We start from the raw sequence: 21,041 nt of genomic DNA, 5'->3' as shown, positions 1-21,041 counted from the left end.
CAATTCAGCTTTCCCTTTTGCTGAATTTCATTGTAAGTTCCACAAAGCAATAAACCATTTGAATAGTACAGGAAAGAGTCGAATGGGTTATCGGGGTGGGGGTTGCGAGAATGTCTGGCTGGCCTGGGATGGCGAGGACCAGGCGGTTCTGGGATATTTTGCGTCGAAGGGCGAGGAACTGGTCAAGCATCGCAAGGGTGCAATCGTCCTGTGCCATCTCAAGCCGCACGCCTTCCGGGAAGGCAATCGCTCGGGAATCGTCGTTGACGTTTTCTCGATCGGTCCGGGGGAAAGTTTCCTCAGGACGCTTCGGCTGCCACGCGGCACCCACTCGGTCGAGTTGCTGATTGACGACGCTCAGACAGCAAGGCCGCTCAAGGCCTTCGAACTGGCGCGCGAAACGGACGGCCTCGTCCCCAACGCCCGCTACGGCAATGTCGTGATCGCGCTTCCCGAGGAGCCCGGCGACAATCCGGACGCCCGCTTCGTCTGGTCCGACAAGCGCATTCATCATGTCAAGAAGCCCAATGCCCCCATCGGCTGGGCAGGATATTTTACTTCCTGGCCAGTCCATGAGGGTGCCCACGAGGGCGATGGCATGGGCAACGTGGTCGCCGTCTCCAGCTTCCGGCTCGAGATCCCGCATCTCGAGGACGCCCTGCAGATATTCCCGGTGGGCTATGACATCACCGAAGCCGAACTGGTTGCAAGGGATGACGACGCGACTGCCATCACCCGGGCCTCGGTCGAGAACGACCGGGTACAGAACGCCGTCCTGACCATTGAGGGCAGCCGGCCCCTGCTGCAGGGCCTGTATTTCCTTCACGTCTCGGCACATCGCCAGCGCGCCAACGAGTGGAGCGATATCATCGATATCGATCCGGGTACCTTCCAGTCGATCAGCGACAATCTGGTCGAAGCCTACCGTCAGCTGCTCGCCAGCACCGGCGACTGGGACGAGGCCGAGGTCGGAGACGCCGGGCAGAACCTCATCGAGATCCTCACCCAGGAACATCGCTGGTTCGAACTGTCGTCGCCTGACTATTTTGTCGACGTGCTGCCGAACGAGAACGGGGAGAAGGTCAAGCTTTCCGTCTACGAGATTTCGGCCGGAGACCACCTGGTTTTCTACGACACCATGGGCCGCAAGCTGCGCGCCGGGCAGCATCTGAGCTCCGACAGCATCATTGCCTTCAAGGCCAACACGACCGGTCTGCAGCTGTTGCGCGGCGTTTACACCACCAGCCACAAGAAGATTGCCGAAATCGACGCGCACCGGCCTGCCAAGCGCTCGTCCCTGGCCGAACCGCACGATTTCGAATCCTTGCCGGCGTCGCTGAGCAAGAAGCATGACTGGGTTGGAGCACCCTATACGCCGTTCGACTTCACGCCGCTGAAGGTCCACTCGGCGCTTCATTACGGAATGGGCAGCGCCGAGGGCGCCTTTGCCTGGGATGCGTTCACCCGCGATCCGGCGCCGTGGCTGCTGGCGGATGCCATCAATCCGAATTTCTGGGCGGGCCAGGATGATTTCCGGGTTGCGCGGGACGGCAATATCCTTGTCAGGGCTCTGAGCCTGCTTGGGCGTGACGAGGCATTCGTCGCCCTGCCGCAGCTGGAAGACCAGATCGTCGCGGCATTCCTGATCATGCGGCTGGCGAGAACCCCGGTTCTCGAGACCTGCATCTACCGGATCAACCATCTCAGCCCGGCCGGTGACGATTTGCCGGCACTGGCGGAACTGGTCAATCTGATCGATGACCGGCTCAGCGACGAGGAGTTCCGGGAGTGGCTGTCTTTCAGCGAACCCGGGCTGTTCGAGGCGCTGTGCGAGCCCAACGGCGGTTCCAGGCCAATCGAGCGCGGCATGCTCAAGCAATTGTCCGGGGAGCTTATGCACGCCGGTGAGGTGTTCGATGCATTCCATGGCGCGCTCGGCGAAACCGCCAAGCGTCCAGCCCCGGGCGTCACCGCCGGCGGACGCTGGCAGCCGCAGGGCGCCAGCGAGGAAATGCTGGAAAACCTGATCGCCACCCTGACCGAGTCCGACCTGGCGCGGGACAAGGTCGCCGGCCAGCATTACGAATCCCTTCTCGCCCGCTTTGGCCGCAATGCCTACTACCGAAGCAGGATCGCTGCCGACATCTACAAGAATTATCCGGATCTTCTACCCAACGACTCCAAGAAACTGATGGAGTTCCTGCGCGGCCTGCTGACCGAATCCGGCTGCAATTTCGACATGCGCAATTTCGACGAGAAGCTGGTCGGAAGCGTTGCAGAGAACATGCAGAACATCGAACCCTGGCTGCTGCCGAACGCGGTCAACATGCGCAAGATGGCGCAGGTCGAGCTTGACAACGCCTCGTTGAACACCCCGACCGACGAGAAGAAGAAGGCCGCCATCATCGAGTTCGCGGCAGCCCATGAAATGCAGAAGACCTGGGACGACATTTCCGACATCATTATGCGTGCGGAAGCGGCGGGGATCAGGGTGCCGACGAAACTCCGTCGCCTGCAACTGCTCTGGCCGCGCGAGAGCTCGACGACGTTGAGCGAATTCCTCACCTTCGAGCACAAGCACAAGCACATCCTCGGCCAGAAGCTGAGCGAGACCTACGGCTACGATTCGGTTCTCTATGCCTGAGGCGTGCCCGCGGCCTTGGCTGCCTTGGCGGCCAGTTCGACGAACAGCCGGTATTCTGCCTCGTCGAGACCCGGCAGGATCTCGGCCTGAAGCTGCTCCACCAGCGGCCTGAGCGCCGCGACCAGCGCTTCTCCCTCGTCCGTCAGCGCCAGTTTTCGCGCCCGCTTGTCGCGCGCATTCACCTTCCGGCTGACCAGTCCCTTCTGTTCCAGCCTGTCGGCCACTGCACCGATGGTGGCCCGGTCCTTGGCAACCGCCTCGGCAAGCCCCGCCTGGTCGATTCCGGGGCTTTCGCGGATGGTGTCGAGGGCGGCAAACTGCACCGGCGTAAGATCGAAGCCCGCCTCCCGGGTGCGCGTCATGAAGACATGGGTCGAGATCTGATGCAGCCGCCGGATCAGGTGCCCGGGCATTCTCGATACATCTGTCATCGTCTCTCCGTTTCTTCGCATGTCATCGGGACGCGGCCTCGGCACAGGCACGCCCGGCGCCATCTTATCCCAAAATGATAATTACACATACTATTTGCCTTGCGGACATTTCCGGGATAATAATAAGTCAACATATTAATTTGGAGGAGCGATCATGCAGTACCATCTCGACGGATTTCGCCCCGGCGATCCCGAAGTGTCGGAAGCCGCTGCCGGCCGGCCGGCTACCGTTCAGGATTTCAACGCGCCGGTGGATGTGCTGATCGTCGGCTCCGGCCCGGCCGGCCTGACGCTCGCCGCCCAGCTTGCTGCCTTCCCGGAGATTAAAACACGGCTCGTCGAGCGCCGGCCGGGCCCGATGGACAAGGGCCAGGCTGACGGCATTTCCTGCCGTTCGATGGAAATGTTCAATGCCTTCGGTTTCGCCGAGAAGATCCTCAGGCAGGGCTACTGGGTCAACGAGACGACATTCTGGAAGCCGGACCCCCGGGCGCCGGAGAACATTGTCCGCAACGGCCGCATCCAGGATGTCGAGGATGGTCTTTCCGAGATGCCGCACATGATTCTCAACCAGGCCCGCGTGCACGACATGTATCTCGAGGTGATGCGCAATTCGCCCTCCCGGCTCGAACCCGATTATTCCCTCCAGCTTGCGGGATTGACCGTCGATCCGGCTGCCGGCGACTACCCGGTGACGGCAACGCTCGAAAGGCTCGATCCCGGCCGTGAAGGCGAGACGGTCGAGCTCAAGGCGCGCTACGTCGTCGGCTGCGACGGCGCCCGCAGCGCCGTGCGCAAGGCCATCGGCCGCGAACTTGAAGGCGATTCCGCCAACCAGGCCTGGGGGGTCATGGATGTCCTCGCCGTCACGGACTTCCCGGATATCCGCTGCAAGACCCTGATCCAGTCCGCCGGCGAGGGCAACATCATCGTCATCCCGCGCGAAGGCGGCTATCTGGTCCGGCTCTACATCGAGCTCGACAAGCTCAAATCCGGCGAACGCGTCGCCGCCCGCAACATCACCGTCGACCATCTGGTCGCCGCCGCGCAACGCATCTTCCGCCCCTATTCGATCGACGTGAAGCAGGTGGTCTGGTGGTCGGTCTACGAGATCGGCCAGCGCCTGACCGACAAGTTCGACGATGTACCCGAGAGCGAGGTTGGCGCCCGCCTACCGCATGTCTTCATCTGCGGCGACGCCTGCCACACCCACAGCCCGAAGGCGGGCCAGGGCATGAATGTGTCGATGGGTGACGGGTTCAATCTCGGCTGGAAACTGGCCTCGGTGCTGCGGGGGCTCTGTCCCGCCGACATCCTGCACAGCTATTCCGCCGAACGGCAGGCGGTGGCGCAGGATCTGATCGACTTCGACCGGGAGTGGTCGCGCATCATGAGCGAGCCGCCCGAGGCGGGCGATGGCGAGAATGGCCAGGCGCCCCGGTTCCAGCGCTACTTCATCCAGCATGGCCGCTACACCGCCGGGATGTCGGTGAAATACGAGGTATCGCAGCTGACCGGCAGCACTCAATGGCAATCGCTTGCCCGGGGCTTCGAGATCGGCGCCCGCTTCCATTCGGCGCCGGTCATCCGTCTTGCTGACGCCAAGCCTGTCGAGCTCGGCCATGTCATCGAGGCGGACACGCGGTGGCGGCTTTTTGCCTTCTGCCCCGGCGAGGATCCGTCATCGGCTGATTCCGCCATTGCCCGCCTGTGCTGCTTCCTCTCCGAAGATCCCGCATCCCCCGTGCGCCGCTTCACCCGCCCGGACCAGGACGTGGATGCTGTCTTCGATGTCCGCGCGATCTTCCAGCAGGCCCCGCACGAGCTTGCGCTTGAAGCGCTGCCGGCTTTCTTGAAGCCGCAAAAGGGCAGGCTCGGCCTCGTCGACTACGAGAAGACGTTCTGCTCCGATCTCAAGCACGGGCCGGACATCTTCGATGCCCGCGGCATCGACCGGGGCGAGGGCTGCCTGGTGATCGTCCGCCCCGACCAGTATGTCGCCCATGTCCTGCCGATCGATGCCCATGATGCGCTCAAGACTTTCTTTGACGGTTTCATGCTGGAGCAGGCTCCCCGGATCGACGCGGACTGAGCGGCACGGCGGAGTTGGTAGCCAGATCCATGCCGCGGCCGCCTTGCCCGCTTGCATCCCATAGCCCCGGCAAACGGTCCGCGGTCACGGAAATGATAGCCGACATCGCATCTGCGATCCCCGAGCAAACCCAAGGCGATCCTGGTCGCGCCGCAAGGGCCGCCGGACCACAAGTTCCGGCGCGATGATCATGGAAAAGGGTGATTGCGCTATGAAGCATGAGCGTTCCGCTCCATCGCGGCGTCCGATGCCGGCCAGCTGGCGCCCAACCAGGGCACACAAACAAAAAGCCGCCGCAATCTGTTTCAGATTACGACGGCTTTTTAATGCGTTAGCACCAATTAGTGGTGCCCAGAAGAGGACTCGAACCTCCACACCGTTGCCAGTACCAGCACCTGAAGCTGGCGCGTCTACCAATTCCGCCATCTGGGCATGCGGGCCGATTTAGGGGTTGCGCGTGGCCGTGTCAACGCCTGAATGCACGGCTATCGCATTTATCTCGTTTTTGTTTCGGCCTGCGGACCGATTGCTGCTTTTCGGGTGATTTTCCGCCACCCGTGCAGGAACGGTTTGCCGGACAGCGACCCTGCGGCAGGTCTGGCGCGGCTCGCCAGTCTGTTCGCGCCCCGAAATGTCGCGCTGCCCGGCTTTTCAAACATTGCCGGGCTGACTAAGGATTTTCGATGGATTCTGGAACCGCCGCCACCGCTGCACCCCCCACGTCCCCGCTGCCAGGTGCCGCGGACGCCAGGAATGGCGTGCTGCTGGTTTTCGGCGCCGCGCTGGTCTGGAGTTTCGGCGGCGCCATTGCCCGCGGGCTCGATGTCGGCGATCCCTGGACGATCATTGCCTGGCGGTCGTTCTTCGCAGCCCTGTTCCTCATTGGCTTCATGCTCTGGCGCGACGGCCCGGCGGGTACGGTCAAGCTGTTTCGCACAATGGGACTGCCCGGCATCGGCGTGGCGCTCTGTTTCGCCACCGCCTCCATCTCCTTCGTGGTGGCGCTCGGCTACACCAGCGTCGCCAACATCCTCTTGATGCAGGCCGGCGTGCCGCTGATCGCGGCGCTGCTCGGCGTCGTCTTTCTGCGCGAAGCGGTCGATCGCGTCACCTGGGCGGCGATCCTGGCGGTGATAGCCGGCATCGGCGTCATGGTGTCCGATTCGTTTGCCGCCAACGTGTCGTTCATCGGCGACGGGCTGGCGCTGGTGATCGCGGTGGTGTTTGCCGCGGCCACGGTGATCACCCGGCGCTTCTCCGGCGTGCGCATGACGCCGGCGGTCTGCCTCGGGGTGATCATCGGCACCCTGGTCGGCGTGGCGCTGTCATCGGGACTGATCGTCAGCGCCCGCGATTATGGCCTGCTGTTCCTGTTCGGCGCCTTCAACCTCGGGCTCGGCATGGCGATGTTCGCCACCGGCGCGCGGCTGATCCCTTCGGCACTGGCGGCGCTGATTTCCACCATGGAGCCGGTCCTGGGGCCTATCTGGGTCTGGCTGATCCATGCCGAAGTCCCCGCGCCCCGCACGCTTGTCGGCGGCGGCATGGTGTTTTTAGCACTGGTCGGCCACATTCTCTGGCAATGGCACATGAGCCGCCGCACGGCGCTGCCGCTGCCGAATTGACCGGACAGGACAGAACGCCTCCCATGCAGCAAGGCATGAGGGGTCGCGTTCGGGGCAATGTCTGCCGGTCAAGCCAGGCGAAGGTCAAGCCGGGCGAAGCTGCAAGGCCTCAGTCGCCGATCTTCAGGGCCTCGATGAAGGCTTCCTGCGGGATGTCGACCTTGCCGAACTGGCGCATCCGCTTCTTGCCGGCCTTCTGCTTGTCGAGAAGCTTGCGCTTGCGGGTGGCGTCGCCGCCGTAGCACTTGGCGGTCACGTCCTTGCGCATTGCCGAGATCGTCTCGCGCGCCACCACCTTGCCGCCGATCGCCGCCTGGATCGGGATCTTGAACATGTGCCGCGGGATCAGCTCTTTCAGCTTCTCGCACATGGCGCGGCCGCGCTTTTCCGCAGCCGTCCGGTGCACCAGCATCGACAGCGCGTCCACCGGCTCGTCATTGACCAGGATCGACATCCTGACCAGGTCGCCCTCCTGGTAGCCGGTGATCTGGTAGTCGAAGCTGGCATAGCCCTTGGAGATGGATTTCAGCCGGTCGTAGAAATCGAACACCACCTCGTTCAGCGGCAGCGCATAGGTCACCATTGCCCGCTTGCCGACATAGGAGAGATCGGTCTGGATGCCGCGGCGGTCCTGACAGAGTTTCAGGATGGCGCCGAGATACTCGTCCGGCGTCAGGATTGTCGCCTTGATCCACGGCTCCTCGATCGACTTGATCCGGACCACGTCCGGCATGTCGGCCGGGTTGTGCAGCTCGATCACATCGCCATTGGTCATGTTCATCCGGTAGACAACGGACGGCGCCGTGGCGATCAGGTCGAGATTGAATTCGCGTTCAAGCCGCTCCTGGATGATCTCGAGGTGCAGCAGCCCGAGGAAGCCGCAGCGGAAGCCGAAACCAAGTGCGGCGGAAGTTTCCATCTCGAACGAGAACGAGGCGTCATTGAGCCTCAGCTTGCCCATGGCGGCGCGCAGATCCTCGAAATCCGCCGCATCGACCGGGAACAGCCCGCAGAACACCACCGGTTGCGCCGGCTTGAAGCCGGGCAGCGCCGCTGCTGTCGGCCTGCGCTCTTCGGTGATGGTGTCGCCGACGCGGGTGTCGGCGACTTCCTTGATCGAGGCGGTGATGAAGCCGATCTCGCCCGGACCGAGCGACTCGGTCGCCACCAGCTTGGGCGTGATCACGCCGATCCGCTCGACCGTGTAGCGCGCGTCGGTGCCCATCAGCCGGATCTGCTGGCCCTTCTTCATTTCCCCGTCGATGATGCGCACCAGCACGATGACGCCGAGATAGGTGTCGTACCAGCTGTCGACCAGCATCGCCTTGAGCGGATCCTTGACGGTGCCGCCCTTGGGCGCCGGCAGGCGCGTGACGATGGCTTCCAGCACGTCGGGAATGCCCAAGCCCGTCTTAGCCGAGATCATCACTGCGTCCGACGCGTCAAGCCCGATGACTTCCTCGATCTGTTCCTTGATCCGGTCGGGTTCGGCCGCCGGCAGGTCGATCTTGTTCAGAACCGGCACGATCTCGTGGTCGGCGTCGAGCGCGGCATAGACATTGGCCAGCGTCTGCGCCTCGACGCCCTGGGAGGCGTCGACCACCAGCAGCGAGCCTTCGCAGGCCCTGAGCGACCGCGACACCTCGTAGGCGAAGTCGACATGGCCCGGCGTGTCGATCAGGTTGAGCACATAGTTTTCGCCATCCTTGGCGGTGTAGTGCAGGCGCACCGTCTGGGCCTTGATGGTGATGCCCCGCTCCTTCTCGATATCCATGGAATCGAGAACCTGCTGGCTCATCTCCCGGTCGGCGAGGCCGCCACAGGTCTGGATCAGCCGGTCCGCCAGCGTCGACTTGCCGTGGTCGATGTGGGCGACGATCGAAAAATTGCGAATATGGGAAAGGGGCGTGTTTGTCATAGCTGGCGATTTAGCAGTCCGGTGGAAAAACGCAATCGCGGAAACAGATTCGAGACATTGATCCAGTTGCAAAAATCTCGCTTGACGGATGCCATTACTGCAGAAGATGGGCGCTGCGGCAATTGATCCCGGTATTTGCAGCAATCCGCTTCCTTGCGGCGCGCCGGTCGGTTCCGAAGGGGCGGTGCGCTTCAGGGGGCTCAATTGCACCGGCCATGCCCGTTTGCAAATTGGCGGGCCGCGGCTATACAGGCGCGGAGCCGGGGAACGAGCCACTTGCGCTAGGCGGCGCAGAAAACAGAGAGATTTGATGCAGTCAGATGACAACAAGCCTCGGCTGATCCTCTTTGTGTCCGAAGACTGGTTTTTCCTGTCCCATTTTCTCGACCGGGCCCGTCTGGCCCGGCAAGCCGGGTACAGGTGCATCATCGTTGCACGTGACAATGGGTCGGCGGCCAGGATCAGGGACATGGGGTTCGAATTCGAATCCGTGCCGATCGACCGGCGTGGCCTCAATCCCTTTGCGGCGATCAAGGATTTTCTTGCCGTCCGGGCGATCTTCAAGCGCCACCGCCCGTCGATCGTTCACAATGTCGCGCTCAAGCCAATCGTTCTGGGGGCGCTGGCGGCCCGGTCGCTTGGGATCAGTCGGATCGTCAATGCCCCGGTCGGCATGGGCTACTTCTTCTCCTCCTCGGCATTGCGGGCGCAAATACTGAAACCGCTTCTCTTTCTGGCCCTGAAGGCGTCTCTCAATCCTGCCGGCAGCAAGGTGGTGTTCGAGAATTCCGACGACCTGAAAGCCCTCGTCGAAAGCGGCACGATCCGGCGCAACGATGCGCGGCTCATCCCCGGCGCCGGTGTGGATATCGATGAGTTCAGTGTCCGTCCCGAACCGGAAGGCCCTCCGGTGGTGGTCTTGGTCGCGCGCATGCTGATCGACAAGGGGGTTCGCGAATTCGTCGAGGCAGCCCGGATCCTGAAACGCGACGGGGTCGCTGTCCGGATGCAGCTTGTCGGCGCGCCGGACCCGCACAATCGCGGCACGATCGGCGAGGACGAGCTGAAGCGCTGGGCAGAGGAAGGGGTCGCCGAATGGCTCGGTCACCGCACCGACATCGCGGCTGTGCTTGCGAACAGCCATATAGCCTGCCTTCCTTCCTATCGTGAAGGCCTCCCCAAGGTGCTGCTTGAGGCCATGGCCAGCGGCAAGCCGATCGTGACCACCGATGTTCCCGGTTGCCGTCAGGCCGTTCAGGACGGCGTCAACGGCCTTATCGTTCCGGCGCGCCAACCGGAACCACTCGCCGCGGCGCTGGCGTCACTGTGCGGTGACGCCGCCTTGCGGCACCGGCTGGGAACCGCAGGGCGAAAGCTCGCCGAAGAGCTTTATGCCAACGAGCCTATCGGGCGGCAGACGCTTGAGGTTTACCGGGAGGTGGCCGGGCCGGAGTGAATCCCCCCGGCGATGTCCGTTGGGCAAATCAAAGACCCTGGATGGCGACGAGCATAAGGTCTTCGATTACCCGGTCGCGGTAAGCGATTGGATGAAACCGGCGAGTTCGTCGCCGGAGTGGCCCGGCAGGGGCTCGCCCCTCTCCCGGCGTGGCTTGAGCCCGGCCAACTCGCGGGCAACATCCGTTTGCGGGTCTATGAGGGTGAACAGATCCGCAGGCACGTGCGAGGCGAACAGGGCCGCCGCATAGGGCTGGGTCGCCAAGGTAGGAACGCCCATGGCCGCGGCCTCGAGCGTGACCGCGGAAAACCGGGTAAAATGCGCATCGACACGCGCCAGCAGCAGCGGCAACAGGACGCCGGATGCCAGGTCGATGTCGCAGCGGCGCGGATCCAGCGTGCCGGCGTCGGGCAACGGCCGGTCTCGCTCGGCGGGGTGACGGCGAATCCAGCAGAACACATCTTCCGGCAGCTTGTTGACGATGCCGGCAATCCACGCATCGGCGTTGGCATCGTCGGACGAGATCAGCACTTCGCGCCGAAACGGTTCTGCCCGTCTGGCCAGCGCCTCTTCCTGGGCTCGAATCGTCCCGTCCAGCGCGGGGCGGGCTTTGGCCAATGCCGGAAGCAGATTTCCCACTGGACCAAGTGGCAGGAAACGCGGGTCATTGCGGTCCTGGACGGACCAGGAGACCAGAGCTTCGGGAGCTGTGTTGAACCGGGAAAAATGATGCAACTGCCCTTGTGCCGTCAGCGCGCAGGGGCGTTCGGCGCCATGCTCGATCTCGACAACCACGGTTCCGCGTTCACGGGCTGCCGCCGAAAGCCCGGCGGACCACCAGTAGCCTCCTGCGACGATAATCAGGGTCTTCGGATGGCCCTGCCGGTCGAAGATCTCGCCAAAAGACCGGTGGGCGGACAGCATCAGATCGACCTGGCGGGCAAACCACATCATCAGGAAATCCGGCTTAAGCTGCAGCAGCGCACCGGTGCGCGCAAGCGAGGTGCGCAGACCCGGCAGGGTCTCAAGACGCCCGAGGCTTTGTTGGGCGCAAAGCGCGTCCGCCTGAATTTCCCGCATCATGGCCGCGATGCCGCTTGCCGGCTGCTGGATCAGCCGGGCCAGGACGGGATCATCGAGGTCGGCATCAATGAGCCATTGCACGGTGTCCTGACCTGCGGTACGCAAGGCCAGGGACGGCACATCCAGCGGCGGGATGACGTGATAGTCACCGACCCTGCGACCGTGGTTCTTCGTGCCAACCAGCAGGTTGGTGCCGGACAGCGGGTCCCCGAACAACTCCCCTGGGGCTGCATGCCGGTGCCCGAACAGCCTGGCGAGCAGCGGGCGAAGCCTGTAATCCGCGTGGATGGCCGCCTGCCAGGCCCGGCTTCCAACGCGGATGCGTCCACGCCGGTATCCGATATCGATGTGCAAGGCCAGGCCGGCGATCACGGTGACAAACAGCGGCCAGAGGTCCAGGCCGTCGATCCGCCACGTGGTCACGTCGGTGGAACGCGGAATGTCCAGCAACACCTTGTCCAGCCTGGACAATTTTTCATCCGGCAATGGGTCCGCGTGCGCTGTCATGGTGATTTCTGGAGCATTGCCGCGATCGTTTCAAAGCGGTTCCGGGGTGCTTGACGATCGACGACTAGCAAGGAAACGGCTCGCCGACAAACCCATTTCATCCACGCGCGGTGCCACGGTTGTAAAATGGACGTCTGTTTTCACACCACCAGACAGGATGAAACGACATGGATACCACCCCGAAACTGTCCTTGCCCTACATCATGCCCGCCCAGGCGCTCAAGCATGTAACCCACAATCAGGCGCTGCAAAGCCTGGACGTGATTGCGCAACTGTCTGCCATCGATCGCGATCTGGCGAGCCCTCCCGGAGCACCCGATGAGGGCGATTGTTACATCGTTGCAGACCCGGCTTCCGGCGCCTGGACAGGCAAGGACAACCTGATCGCGGCCTTCCAGAACGGGGCCTGGGAGTTTTACACGCCGCAAGAGGGATGGCGATGCTGGGTGGCCGACGAAGCTGCACTCGTGGTGTGGGACGGCGCGCTATGGAGTGCTTTGGGTGGCGGAGCTGGAGGCATTCTCAACCCGGCAACCGGTGGTCTGGTCGGGATAAATTCCACGGCCGACACGACCAACCGGTTGTGTGTAGCCAGTCCGGCGAGCCTGTTCAGCCATGAAGGGGCCGGCCATCGGCTCATCATCAACAAGGCCGGAGTTGGCGACACGGCTTCCGTGCTGATGCAGAACGGCTTTTCCGGCAGGGCGGAAATGGGGCTTGCCGGCGACGATCTTTATCATCTCAAGGTCAGCGCCGATGGCGCGAGCTGGAACGAATCCCTTGTCATCGACAATGCAACCGGGATCGTCAGCTTTCCATCCGGCGTGAGCGGGATTGGCGCCGGAAGTCAACCTCCCACCCTGCAGGTCTTCACCAGTTCAGGAACATGGACGCGGCCGTCCGGCTGTGTCCGCATCAAGGTCACCGTGCAGGGTGGCGGTGGTGGTGGCGGCGGTTGCGCCAGTGGAGCGGCATCCACTGGCGGCGGCGGTGGCGGCGGGGCAGGAGGCGCCTGCATCAAGATGATCGACGTGTCCGCAATGCCGTCAGTCGCGGTCACGGTCGGCGGCGGCGGAAGCGGCGGAAGCGGCGCGTCCGGAGGTCCGGGCACGGCCTCTCATTTTGGCGGGCACTGTTCCGCCACCGGCGGCGGCGGCGGCGCCTATGCTGGGCCGAGCTCCGGCGGAGCCGGTGGAACTCTCGGTGGAGGCGTCGGCGGCGATCTCAATTTGCAGGGCGGATGGGGGATTTCCGGCTCCTTCGCATCGGCCGCCACTATCGCCGGCGGAAACGGCGGTGCTGCCCTTCTGGGCGGCGGTGGAGGTGGCGGAGCCGGAGGCTACCCGGCCCGGAACGGAAGCAACTATGGCGGCGGCGGTGGCGGTGGCGAAGCCTTGCCCGGAGCCGGCACGCGTGCGGGTGGCAGCGGCGCGCCCGGTGCTGTCATGGTCGAGGAATATTATTGACGCGGAGGGTTTGCCTCGGCATGAAGGCCGCATCGGTCGGTCCGTGAGCCGGACATGTCAAAAGCATCAACACGACGGGGTCTGAAATGAAACGAGCATATGTATCGGCACTGGGCATCATGGGAAGGCGCCATGTCGTCGGTCTTGTTCGCAAGGGCTACCATGTTGACTGTTTCGATCCCAGCGATGCCGCCCATGAAGCGCTGGCAGCGGATCTCGAGCGGAACAGCCTGGATAAAGGTCTTGTCGAGCGTGTCGAGGCCGGCGCCGGCTCCTATCAAGCCGCGATTTTCACCGAACATGCGGACTTGCGCTTTGGCAATGTCGGGCGTTTCCTGGACTTGGCGCAGGCTGAACGGGTTCTGCTGGAAAAACCCCTGTCCTCCGATCCCGACGAGGTTGAAGCCTATGCCGGTCTGTTTGCCCGAAAAGGCATGTCGGACGCGCAGGTCTCGGGGAATTTCACCCGCCGAGCCTGGGCGCCTTTCCACCGGCTGAAGGCCATCTGCGATACTGCCGAGAAGATCCATATGAGCGTTCATGGCGGAGCCTACGGGATTGGCGGCAATGGCATCCACCATATGGATCTGTTCCTCTATCTGACCGGAGACCTTCCGACACATGTGAGTGGCGTGGAACTGTTCGAACCGACCATCCGCAGCGGCCGTGGCGACCGTTTCGTGGACTATGGCGGCACATTCGAACTTCGCAACCAACGCGGGATGATGCGGAATGTCTGCGTGCCCACCTCCAGCGTCGCCCCGCTGGTGATGATCACCGGGGAAAATTTCTCCGCGATCATCAACGAGCGGACGCTTGAATGGGAACTGGCAGTCCGGAAACCCGAATCCACATTGCCACCCTATCGGTGTGGCGCGGACTACGAGGTGATCGAAAGCGGCGTCATGGATTATCTCCCGATGGACCATGTATCGGGGCTTTGGGCGGAAGCGGAAATCGAGCTCCCCGACCTGTCAACGATCCTGACGGCGCATCGCCTTTTGCATGAGTGTCTTGAAAAAGCCGGCATTGGAAAGCCCTTCCGCTACACCTGAGCGTTCTTCGGAGACCGTGTCTTGCGGGGTGGAGCCGTTTCGACCTCTGTTTCCTCCGCAGGCGTGGCGTCTTTTTCGGCTTCCGGTTCCCAGCGGCTGATATCGCGCCGCATGTCCGGATCGGGATAGCGCCCGTGAAACTCAGGCAGGCCGGGTTTTGACGCCAGGCGTTCCATCCAAGTCTGATGCTGATCTTTCCCTTTTACGGCGGCAATCAGGAGAATGCTGGGTGACTGCGTAAAATAGTGGATCTCGAGGAGGTAAAGATCGTTGCGCGCGAGCTGGTCCCGGACCAGTTGGCCGTAATGCGGGTTCTCCTGGATGTTGACACCACCGCGATAGGATTGAAGCAGGAACAGCCCGCCGTCTTTTACCAACTGGCCGACATCCATGATCGCCTGTTGAAACGGCGGCATCCCCTCCGGCCAGGACTGGTAGCTGGCATAGGCTTCCGCTTTGGTGCGCCGGCGGCGATAGGAAAGCTGAATAGCCTCGCGATCGAGCTCATCCGGTGCAAAGCTGGAAATATAGCTGACATCGTATTTAGCCTGGCTGAAAGTCACGGCATCTTCCAGAAACAGATAAAGATCGCTGATGATGTAGTTCAGCGACGTTTCGGTCGGGCTTTGCCCGGCATCGATACGCTGGCGAATGCTGTCCGCAAGCGGATCGATCACCGGGTCCAGCAAGTCCAGGAGGTCGACCTTGCACCCGGCTTCGAGGAAATGGAATTCCTCGTGAGCCCGGCCCGCGCCGATGGATATCATGGATCTATCGGCCAGGTCATACCGCTCGATCAGCGCCTGCATGGCAGGCTTGACCTGCAGGACGAGTTCGCCAATCTCGTCACCGTCCGAAAATTTTCCGGCTGTCCTGTCGTAGCCGTAAAAACTATCGGTTTGCAGAGATCTCACTTCCATCGGAGCCTTCACCTTTGTCAAAATGAGGGGCGATTTCTCGCAAAAAAAGCGTGCAATATACACTGTATGCATGGCACAAGGTCGCGAATTCGAGCCCGGTGAGCCATGCCCTGATACCATGTATGTGGCTTAGAGAAAAAGGAACTGTTTCATGCCCACGTCCCCCAATAACGAACACCGCGTTCTCGTCGCCGGAGCCGGAGAGATGGGCCGGGCCCATGTCGCGGCGCTGCAGGGGCTTGGTGTCGGCGCGGTCGCGGTATGCGCTCCGAGTGCGCGCAACAAGGACGCCGTCGAGGAACTGGGCGCGGATTTCTTCGCCGGAACGCTTGGCGATGCGATCGAGACATTCGCCCCCAGCCATCTCGTCGTTGCGGCGCCGGTCGAGCGCCTTGCCGCCGAGACGGTCAACGCCATCGAAGCAGGCGTGCGCGAGATCATGATTGAAAAGCCGGCCGTTCTTTACGGTCAGGAAGGCGAGCAAATGAAGGCCGCAGCGGCTAAAGCCGGTGCACGCCTGGTGGTCGGATACAACCGCCGCTACTACGGCTCCGTGGCCAAGGCGCTGGCGCTGATTGCCGAGAGCGGCGAGAAGGTCACCAGCATCAATTTCGAATTCACCGAGTGGTCGCACATCATCCGCACGCTGACCAACCAGTCCGAGGCCACCAAGGCGCGGTGGATCCTGGCCAACAGCATGCACGTCATCGACACCGCCTTCCTGCCCGTGGGTTTGCCCGATGCGGTGCGCAGCCAGTTCATCGCCTCGGGAGAGCTGGACTGGCACCCGACGGCGCAATTTGCCGGTTCTGGAGTGACGGTCGAAGGCGTGCCGTTCAGCTATGCTGCAAACTGGGATGCGCCTGGCCGCTGGGGCTTCGAATGGCTGACCCCGTCGCGCCGCTATATCTTCAGGCCGCTGGAGAAGCTGCACGTCACCGACAAGGGCTCGGTCGCCGTCAACGAAATCCCGCTCGACGATGATCTCGACCAGCGCTTCAAGCCGGGGCTCTATCGCCAGCACGAGGCCTGGCTGAGCGGCGCCGCGGACACGCGGTTGTGCGATCTTGACAGCGCGATCGACCTGGTCGGCCTTGCCGAGCGTATCGGCGGCTACGCGAGAACCACTCATGGCTGAAACGGCCGGGCGGGATAACCAACCGCCCGCACACCTCATTTGCGCAATTGCCCGGCTGTCCCCGGCGGCGCGGGACCGGCTTCTCGAAAAGGCCCGTGCCTTCGGGACCAGCCATCCCGCGGGGCGCGTCGTCACCTTCGTTGATGAGTTCGACGCTGCGGAAATCGGCGGCAACCGGCGCATCGAGAACTGGCGCAGCGCCCTGGGGGGCGAGGCCTACAACCGGGCCTGGCGGCAGTCCTATCAGCAGGCGGACGACTTCATGGCCTGCCTGCATGGCGAGCTGCGGAGCTTGCTGCAGCCCTATTACCATTCGATCGCCGACCGGTCGCACCAGTTTCTGCAGCTTGATGCACTGCTTGCCGACCCAGCCCGGCCGACGATGGTCATCTTCCCGTCGCGCTCGACAAGACCCTTTTCAACCATGCCTGCAACGATCTGGCGGGTAAGCTCCCTGGGCGAAAGGCTGCGTGTTTTCTGGCGCCGCGTGAAGTTCGTCACCGGGGCCATGACCTCCAAGCTGACGCGGCGGCTGCGGCCATCTGCTGCGGCTCCGGCCGGAGCGGATGCGGATGCCGACCAGACGGCTGGAGCGATCGATACAAGGGCATCTGAAAAATCCCATGTCCTGATCGCCGTGCAGGAAGGGGTGGCGGCGATCAACTCGCCATCCGCATTCGCCGTGGCCGAACAGCTGCGAACGCAAGGTCGGGATGCGTTGATCCTCACGCCGAACCGCACCATCCACGCGCTCGCAGCCGCCAAAGGCGTTGCTTGCCTGTGCCCGGTCGAACTGTCGCCGACCTTGCTGCGCCCGAAATGGATCGCATTCGCACGAGCCTGTTTTGCGCAGTTGGGCGCTCTTGCCGGCAAGGATGCGGTTGATCCCGATATCGCTCGCCTCGCCCGTTCGCTGAAAGGGGATCTGCCGCTTTGGCTGCTGCTGCATGCCACGGCAACCGCGATGCTGGAGAGCTATCATCACGATGTCGCGCCGATCGGCGCCGGCCTGCTGATCAACGAGGGCACGCCCATTTCCGGCCTCGCGCTCTCCTGGCTGAAGCAGAAGGGCATTCCCGACTGCGGCTACTGGCCGGCGCTGCTGGGCGATCGGCCGGACTGCGACTATTTCCCGGCCACGACCCACCTGGTCTATGGCGATCAGCTGCGCGACCACGTGATCGCGCTCGGCTTTGAGGAAAGCGCCGTCCAGTCGGTCGGCTCCGTGAACTACGACGTCTCGCTCGGGCGCAGCAAGGATCAGGATATCGCTCGCGTTAGGGATGGCATCGTACCCGAATGGGACGGCCGTTCACCGCTGGTCGTCGTCGCCACCGAAGCGTTGCAGCGCCCGGAAGAAGAATTGCAGCCGGTCCTCGAAACCCTGGCCGGGATCGGGAACGTCACGATTGTGCTCAAGCTGCACCCGGCGGATTCGGCCGAGTATTTCAGGAACTTCCTCTTCAGGCTCGGCTTGACCGAGCGGGTGACGCTGGTCGAGCGTTGCGATCTCGATGCGCTGCTGCACACCGCCGACCTGCTCGTCTGTGTTCTGTCGAATATCATTGTCAACGCCGCGCTGCTCGGAACACCGACGCTTGTCTGCGATTTTTCCAACAAGCGCGCGCCGCTCGATTTCGTCAGTCACGGGCTGGCGCTGGGGTGCTTTTCAGCCGACCGGCTGCCGCAGATTCTTCCCTCGATGCTCGACGAAAATGGTCTCCGCAGCCGGGCTCTGGAACTCTTGCCGACCGGTATGAAAGGGTTTAATAAACCGTCGGACGGGCGTAGCGCGCTCAGAATTGCAAGGCTGTTGCACGCTCTTGCGGACCACGAGCTGAAAGGTTCAGTTTAGCCTTGAAAATCATCGGAATAGTGCAGGCCCGACTTGGTTCCAGCCGCTTGCCGGGCAAGGTCTTGCTCGACATCGAAGGCCGTCCGCTGATCCGGCACGTGGTCGAGCGCTGCGCCGCCTCCAAACACATCGAGCAGATCGTCGTGGCGACAACCGAAGAGCCCGATGACGACCGGCTTGCCCGCTACCTCGATGAAGAGCTGAAGGTGCCGGTCTACCGCGGATCGACCGACGACGTGCTGTCCCGCTTCATCGGCGCCGCGCGCCAGGCCGGCGCCGACATGATCGTCCGCATCACCGCCGATGACCCGCTCAAGGATGCGGCGGTGATCGACGAGGCCATCGATGCGCTTCTGGCAGATCCCTCGCTCGACTATTGCAGCAACACGCTCAATCCGACCTTCCCCGAGGGGCTGGACATCGAGGTGTTCCGGTTTTCCGCACTCGACCGCGCGGACCGCGAGGCCAGGCTTGCGTCCGAGCGGGAACACGTGACACCCTACATCTGGAAGAACCCGGACCTGTTCCAGGTGAAGAACTTCGAATACCGGGAGAACATCAGTGACTGGCGGCTGACCGTCGACAAGCCCGATGATCTCGAACTGATGCGGGCCATTTTCGCCGCATTGGGGAAAAGCAGCAACCTGTTTTCGTATCGCGACGTGATCGCCCTGCTCAAGCAAAAGCCCGAATTGCGGGACATCAATGCAGGCACCGTGCGCAACGAAGGCTATCTCAAATCCCTGAACGAGGAAAATTCATGACCACGTCCAAGCGTCTTTTCGGCAACGAGGAAAAATATGTCCTGGAGGTGCTGGCGACGGATTTCCGCAGTTCCAAGGGCTCGATAATGACCCGCCGGCTGGAAGACCTGTTTTGCCAGGTGTATGGCTGTGATTACTCCCTCAGCTTCACCAATGGCACGGCAACCATGCATGCGCTTCTTGAGGCACAGGGCATCGGCCCCGGCGACGAGGTGATCGTGCCTCCGCTGACGATGTCGGCCACGACATTCGCGGTGTTGCAGGCCAACGCCACGCCGGTGTTCGCAGACGTCGAACCCGACACCTTCCAGATTTCGGCCGCATCGATTGCCGAGCGGATCACCGAGAAGACCAAGGCGATCATCACGGTCGCGCTTTACGGCCTGTCACCGGACATGGATCCGATCATGGAGCTTGCGCGCAAGCATGATCTGTTCGTCATGGAAGACAATGCCGAGTGCTTCCTCGGCAAGTACAAGGGCCGCATGGTCGGCATGCTCGGCCACGCCGCCAGCTTCTCATTCCAGAGCTCCAAGCACCTGACCTCCGGCGAAGGCGGCATGGTCATCACCAACGATGGCGAGCTCGCCGATCGTACCCGCAAGGTGCAGTCGCTGGGTTATGCCGGCGTCGGCGCCAAGAAGGGCAAGATCACCAAGGACGACATCCAGGAGCCGACCTACGAGCGCCATGTCACCATGGGCTGGAACTATCGCATGCCGGAACTCTGCGCCGCGGTTGCCCTTGCGCAGGTCGAAAACATCGAGCCGCTGGTGCAGACCCGCATCGACGCGGCGAAGAAGCTCGATGCCGCGGTGCAGGGCTGCGAATGGCTCATTCCGCAGTTCACGCCGGCCGATTGCGTCAACAGCTACTGGACCTATGTCGTCCAGCTGCGCCATCCCGAACACAGCTGGAACAAGGTCCGCGACGCGTTCAAGTCGCGCGGCGGTCACGGCGTCTACGGCGCATGGCAGCTCACCTATCTCGAGCCGATGTTCCGCGACATGAACCTGCTCGGCCGCGAGCGCTTCATTTCCGAAGACAACAAGGCGAAATACCAGCGCGGTCTTTGCCCGGTGGCCGAAGACCTGCAGCCGCGGCTGATGCAGTTCAAGACCAACTACTGGGATCTCGCCGAGGCCGACCGCCAGGCTGAAATCCTGGCAGAGACCATCGCCAGCCTGTCCTGACCGGCAGCAATTTCGAGCCACCGGGGGAGACTTCAATGCGCGTATTCTTGGCTGGAGCCAGTGGAATGCTCGGGCACAGCCTCGTGCCGGCGTTGCGTGCTGCCGGCATGGACGTTGTTGCTCACGGCAACAGCAAGGGAATGGACGTCGCCGGCGACCTGACCGATGCGGCTGTTGCCGCCGATCTGGTTGCCGCCTCAGAACCCGACGTTGTGGTCAACCTGGCGGCGCTGACGAATGTCGACCGCTGCGAAGAGGTCCCCAACGAAGCCTACCGCATCAACGTCAAGCTGGTCGAAAACCTGGTCTCAGCCCTTGAGAAGCGACCCGGTTCTCATCTCGTGCAGATCTCGACCGACCAGGTCTACGAAGGCAACGGGCCGTTCGGGGAGGACGATGTCCATGTCGCCAACACCTACGCCTTCTCGAAATATGCCGGGGAGCTCGCGGCGTTGAGGATGCCGGCCACGGTACTGCGGACCAACTTCTTCGGTCACAGCCAGTTGGAGGGCCGGCCGAGTTTCAGCGACTGGCTGGAAAAGACCCTGCGGGCGGGTACGGAGTTCACCGGCTTCACCGATGTGCTGTTCAGTCCCTTGGGGCTCGACAGCCTGGTTGCGATGATCACCCGGACCATCGAGGCGCGCCGCCCCGGCATCTTCAATCTCGGTTCGCACGGCGGCATGTCGAAGGCCGATTTTGCGCTGGTTCTGGCCGGGCATCTGGGGCTCGATGCAGGGGCGATGAAGAAGGGCAGCGTTGCCGACATGTCGCTTATGGCCTATAGGCCACGGGACATGCGAATGAACGTTACGCGCTTCGAACAGGCGTTTTCCGTAACGCTTCCAGATCTGAAAGACGAGATCGCTGCCCTCTAGAGGCGGTCAGGTCACA

The 21,041-nt window shown here is 62.7% G+C and carries 15 protein-coding genes and 1 tRNA gene; 11 read left to right on the top strand and 5 right to left on the bottom strand.

The window, feature by feature from the left end; all coding sequences use genetic code 11:
* Positions 1 to 82: 82 nt before the first annotated feature.
* Complete coding sequence (locus O4H62_RS23915) at positions 83 to 2,644, top strand: hypothetical protein (RefSeq protein ID WP_269391395.1); 2,562 nt, start codon at positions 83 to 85, stop codon at positions 2,642 to 2,644.
* Here the strand turns inward: O4H62_RS23915 and O4H62_RS23910 are convergent.
* Positions 2,635 to 3,075, bottom strand: coding sequence for a MarR family winged helix-turn-helix transcriptional regulator (locus O4H62_RS23910; RefSeq protein WP_269391394.1), 441 nt, complete (start codon positions 3,073 to 3,075; stop codon positions 2,635 to 2,637). The genes O4H62_RS23915 and O4H62_RS23910 overlap by 10 nt on opposite strands.
* Before the next feature lie 154 nt (positions 3,076 to 3,229).
* Here O4H62_RS23910 and O4H62_RS23905 point away from each other — a divergent pair, with 154 nt between their 5' ends.
* Positions 3,230 to 5,167: an FAD-binding monooxygenase gene (locus tag O4H62_RS23905; protein ID WP_269391393.1), complete on the top strand. Its 1,938-nt coding sequence runs from the start codon at positions 3,230 to 3,232 to the stop codon at positions 5,165 to 5,167.
* Positions 5,168 to 5,512: 345 nt separating this feature from the next.
* Here the strand turns inward: O4H62_RS23905 and O4H62_RS23900 are convergent.
* A tRNA-Leu gene (locus O4H62_RS23900) sits at positions 5,513 to 5,599 on the bottom strand.
* 251 nt (positions 5,600 to 5,850) lie between these two features.
* On the opposite strand from O4H62_RS23900, the gene O4H62_RS23895 reads away from it, so the two are divergent.
* The gene (locus tag O4H62_RS23895) at positions 5,851 to 6,792 is read left to right on the top strand and encodes a DMT family transporter (protein WP_269391392.1); all 942 of its coding nucleotides are present in this window, start codon (positions 5,851 to 5,853) and stop codon (positions 6,790 to 6,792) included.
* Positions 6,793 to 6,901: 109 nt separating this feature from the next.
* On the opposite strand, the gene lepA is transcribed toward O4H62_RS23895, so the two are convergent.
* Positions 6,902 to 8,710, bottom strand: coding sequence for a translation elongation factor 4 (lepA, locus tag O4H62_RS23890; protein ID WP_269391391.1), 1,809 nt, complete (start codon positions 8,708 to 8,710; stop codon positions 6,902 to 6,904).
* 310 nt (positions 8,711 to 9,020) lie between these two features.
* On the opposite strand from lepA, the gene O4H62_RS23885 reads away from it, so the two are divergent.
* On the top strand, positions 9,021 to 10,166 hold the full coding sequence (locus tag O4H62_RS23885) for a glycosyltransferase family 4 protein (RefSeq protein WP_269391390.1): 1,146 nt from the start codon (positions 9,021 to 9,023) through the stop codon (positions 10,164 to 10,166).
* A 66-nt stretch (positions 10,167 to 10,232) separates the two neighbouring features.
* Here the strand turns inward: O4H62_RS23885 and O4H62_RS23880 are convergent, their stop codons facing one another.
* Positions 10,233 to 11,720 (bottom strand): hypothetical protein, encoded by a 1,488-nt coding sequence (locus O4H62_RS23880; RefSeq protein WP_269391389.1) that lies wholly within the window; start codon positions 11,718 to 11,720, stop codon positions 10,233 to 10,235.
* 203 nt (positions 11,721 to 11,923) lie between these two features.
* Between O4H62_RS23880 and O4H62_RS23875 the strand changes: the two genes are divergently transcribed.
* Entirely contained in the window at positions 11,924 to 13,222 is a 1,299-nt protein-coding gene (locus O4H62_RS23875; RefSeq protein ID WP_269391388.1) for a DUF2793 domain-containing protein, read from the top strand.
* Positions 13,223 to 13,308: 86 nt separating this feature from the next.
* Positions 13,309 to 14,277: a hypothetical protein gene (locus tag O4H62_RS23870; protein ID WP_269391387.1), complete on the top strand. Its 969-nt coding sequence runs from the start codon at positions 13,309 to 13,311 to the stop codon at positions 14,275 to 14,277.
* Here the strand turns inward: O4H62_RS23870 and O4H62_RS23865 are convergent.
* Positions 14,268 to 15,197 (bottom strand): hypothetical protein, encoded by a 930-nt coding sequence (locus O4H62_RS23865; protein ID WP_269391386.1) that lies wholly within the window; start codon positions 15,195 to 15,197, stop codon positions 14,268 to 14,270. The two genes, O4H62_RS23870 and O4H62_RS23865, sit on opposite strands and share 10 nt — an antisense overlap.
* Before the next feature lie 151 nt (positions 15,198 to 15,348).
* Here O4H62_RS23865 and O4H62_RS23860 point away from each other — a divergent pair, with 151 nt between their 5' ends.
* From O4H62_RS23860 to O4H62_RS23840, 5 genes are read left to right on the top strand one after another with little or no spacing between them, the layout of a single operon-like run.
* A complete protein-coding gene (locus O4H62_RS23860; RefSeq protein ID WP_269391385.1) occupies positions 15,349 to 16,335 on the top strand; it encodes a Gfo/Idh/MocA family oxidoreductase in 987 nt (328 codons plus the stop codon).
* Positions 16,328 to 18,190, top strand: a complete 1,863-nt coding sequence (locus tag O4H62_RS23855) for a hypothetical protein (RefSeq protein WP_269391384.1) — start codon at positions 16,328 to 16,330, stop codon at positions 18,188 to 18,190. The genes O4H62_RS23860 and O4H62_RS23855 overlap by 8 nt, the downstream gene beginning before the upstream one ends.
* Before the next feature lie 20 nt (positions 18,191 to 18,210).
* A complete protein-coding gene (locus O4H62_RS23850; protein ID WP_269391458.1) occupies positions 18,211 to 18,954 on the top strand; it encodes a glycosyltransferase family protein in 744 nt (247 codons plus the stop codon).
* Positions 18,951 to 20,147, top strand: coding sequence for a DegT/DnrJ/EryC1/StrS family aminotransferase (locus tag O4H62_RS23845; protein WP_269391383.1), 1,197 nt, complete (start codon positions 18,951 to 18,953; stop codon positions 20,145 to 20,147). The genes O4H62_RS23850 and O4H62_RS23845 overlap by 4 nt, the downstream gene beginning before the upstream one ends.
* A gap of 35 nt (positions 20,148 to 20,182) precedes the next feature.
* On the top strand, positions 20,183 to 21,025 hold the full coding sequence (locus O4H62_RS23840) for a dTDP-4-dehydrorhamnose reductase family protein (protein ID WP_269391382.1): 843 nt from the start codon (positions 20,183 to 20,185) through the stop codon (positions 21,023 to 21,025).
* Positions 21,026 to 21,041: the final 16 nt, after the last annotated feature.

This window comes from Parahoeflea alexandrii (genome assembly GCF_027214025.1).
Lineage (GTDB): Bacteria > Pseudomonadota > Alphaproteobacteria > Rhizobiales > Rhizobiaceae > Hoeflea > Hoeflea alexandrii_A.
The sequence above is the reverse complement of the archived record's forward strand: the minus strand, read 5'-3'. Positions and strand labels throughout refer to the sequence as shown.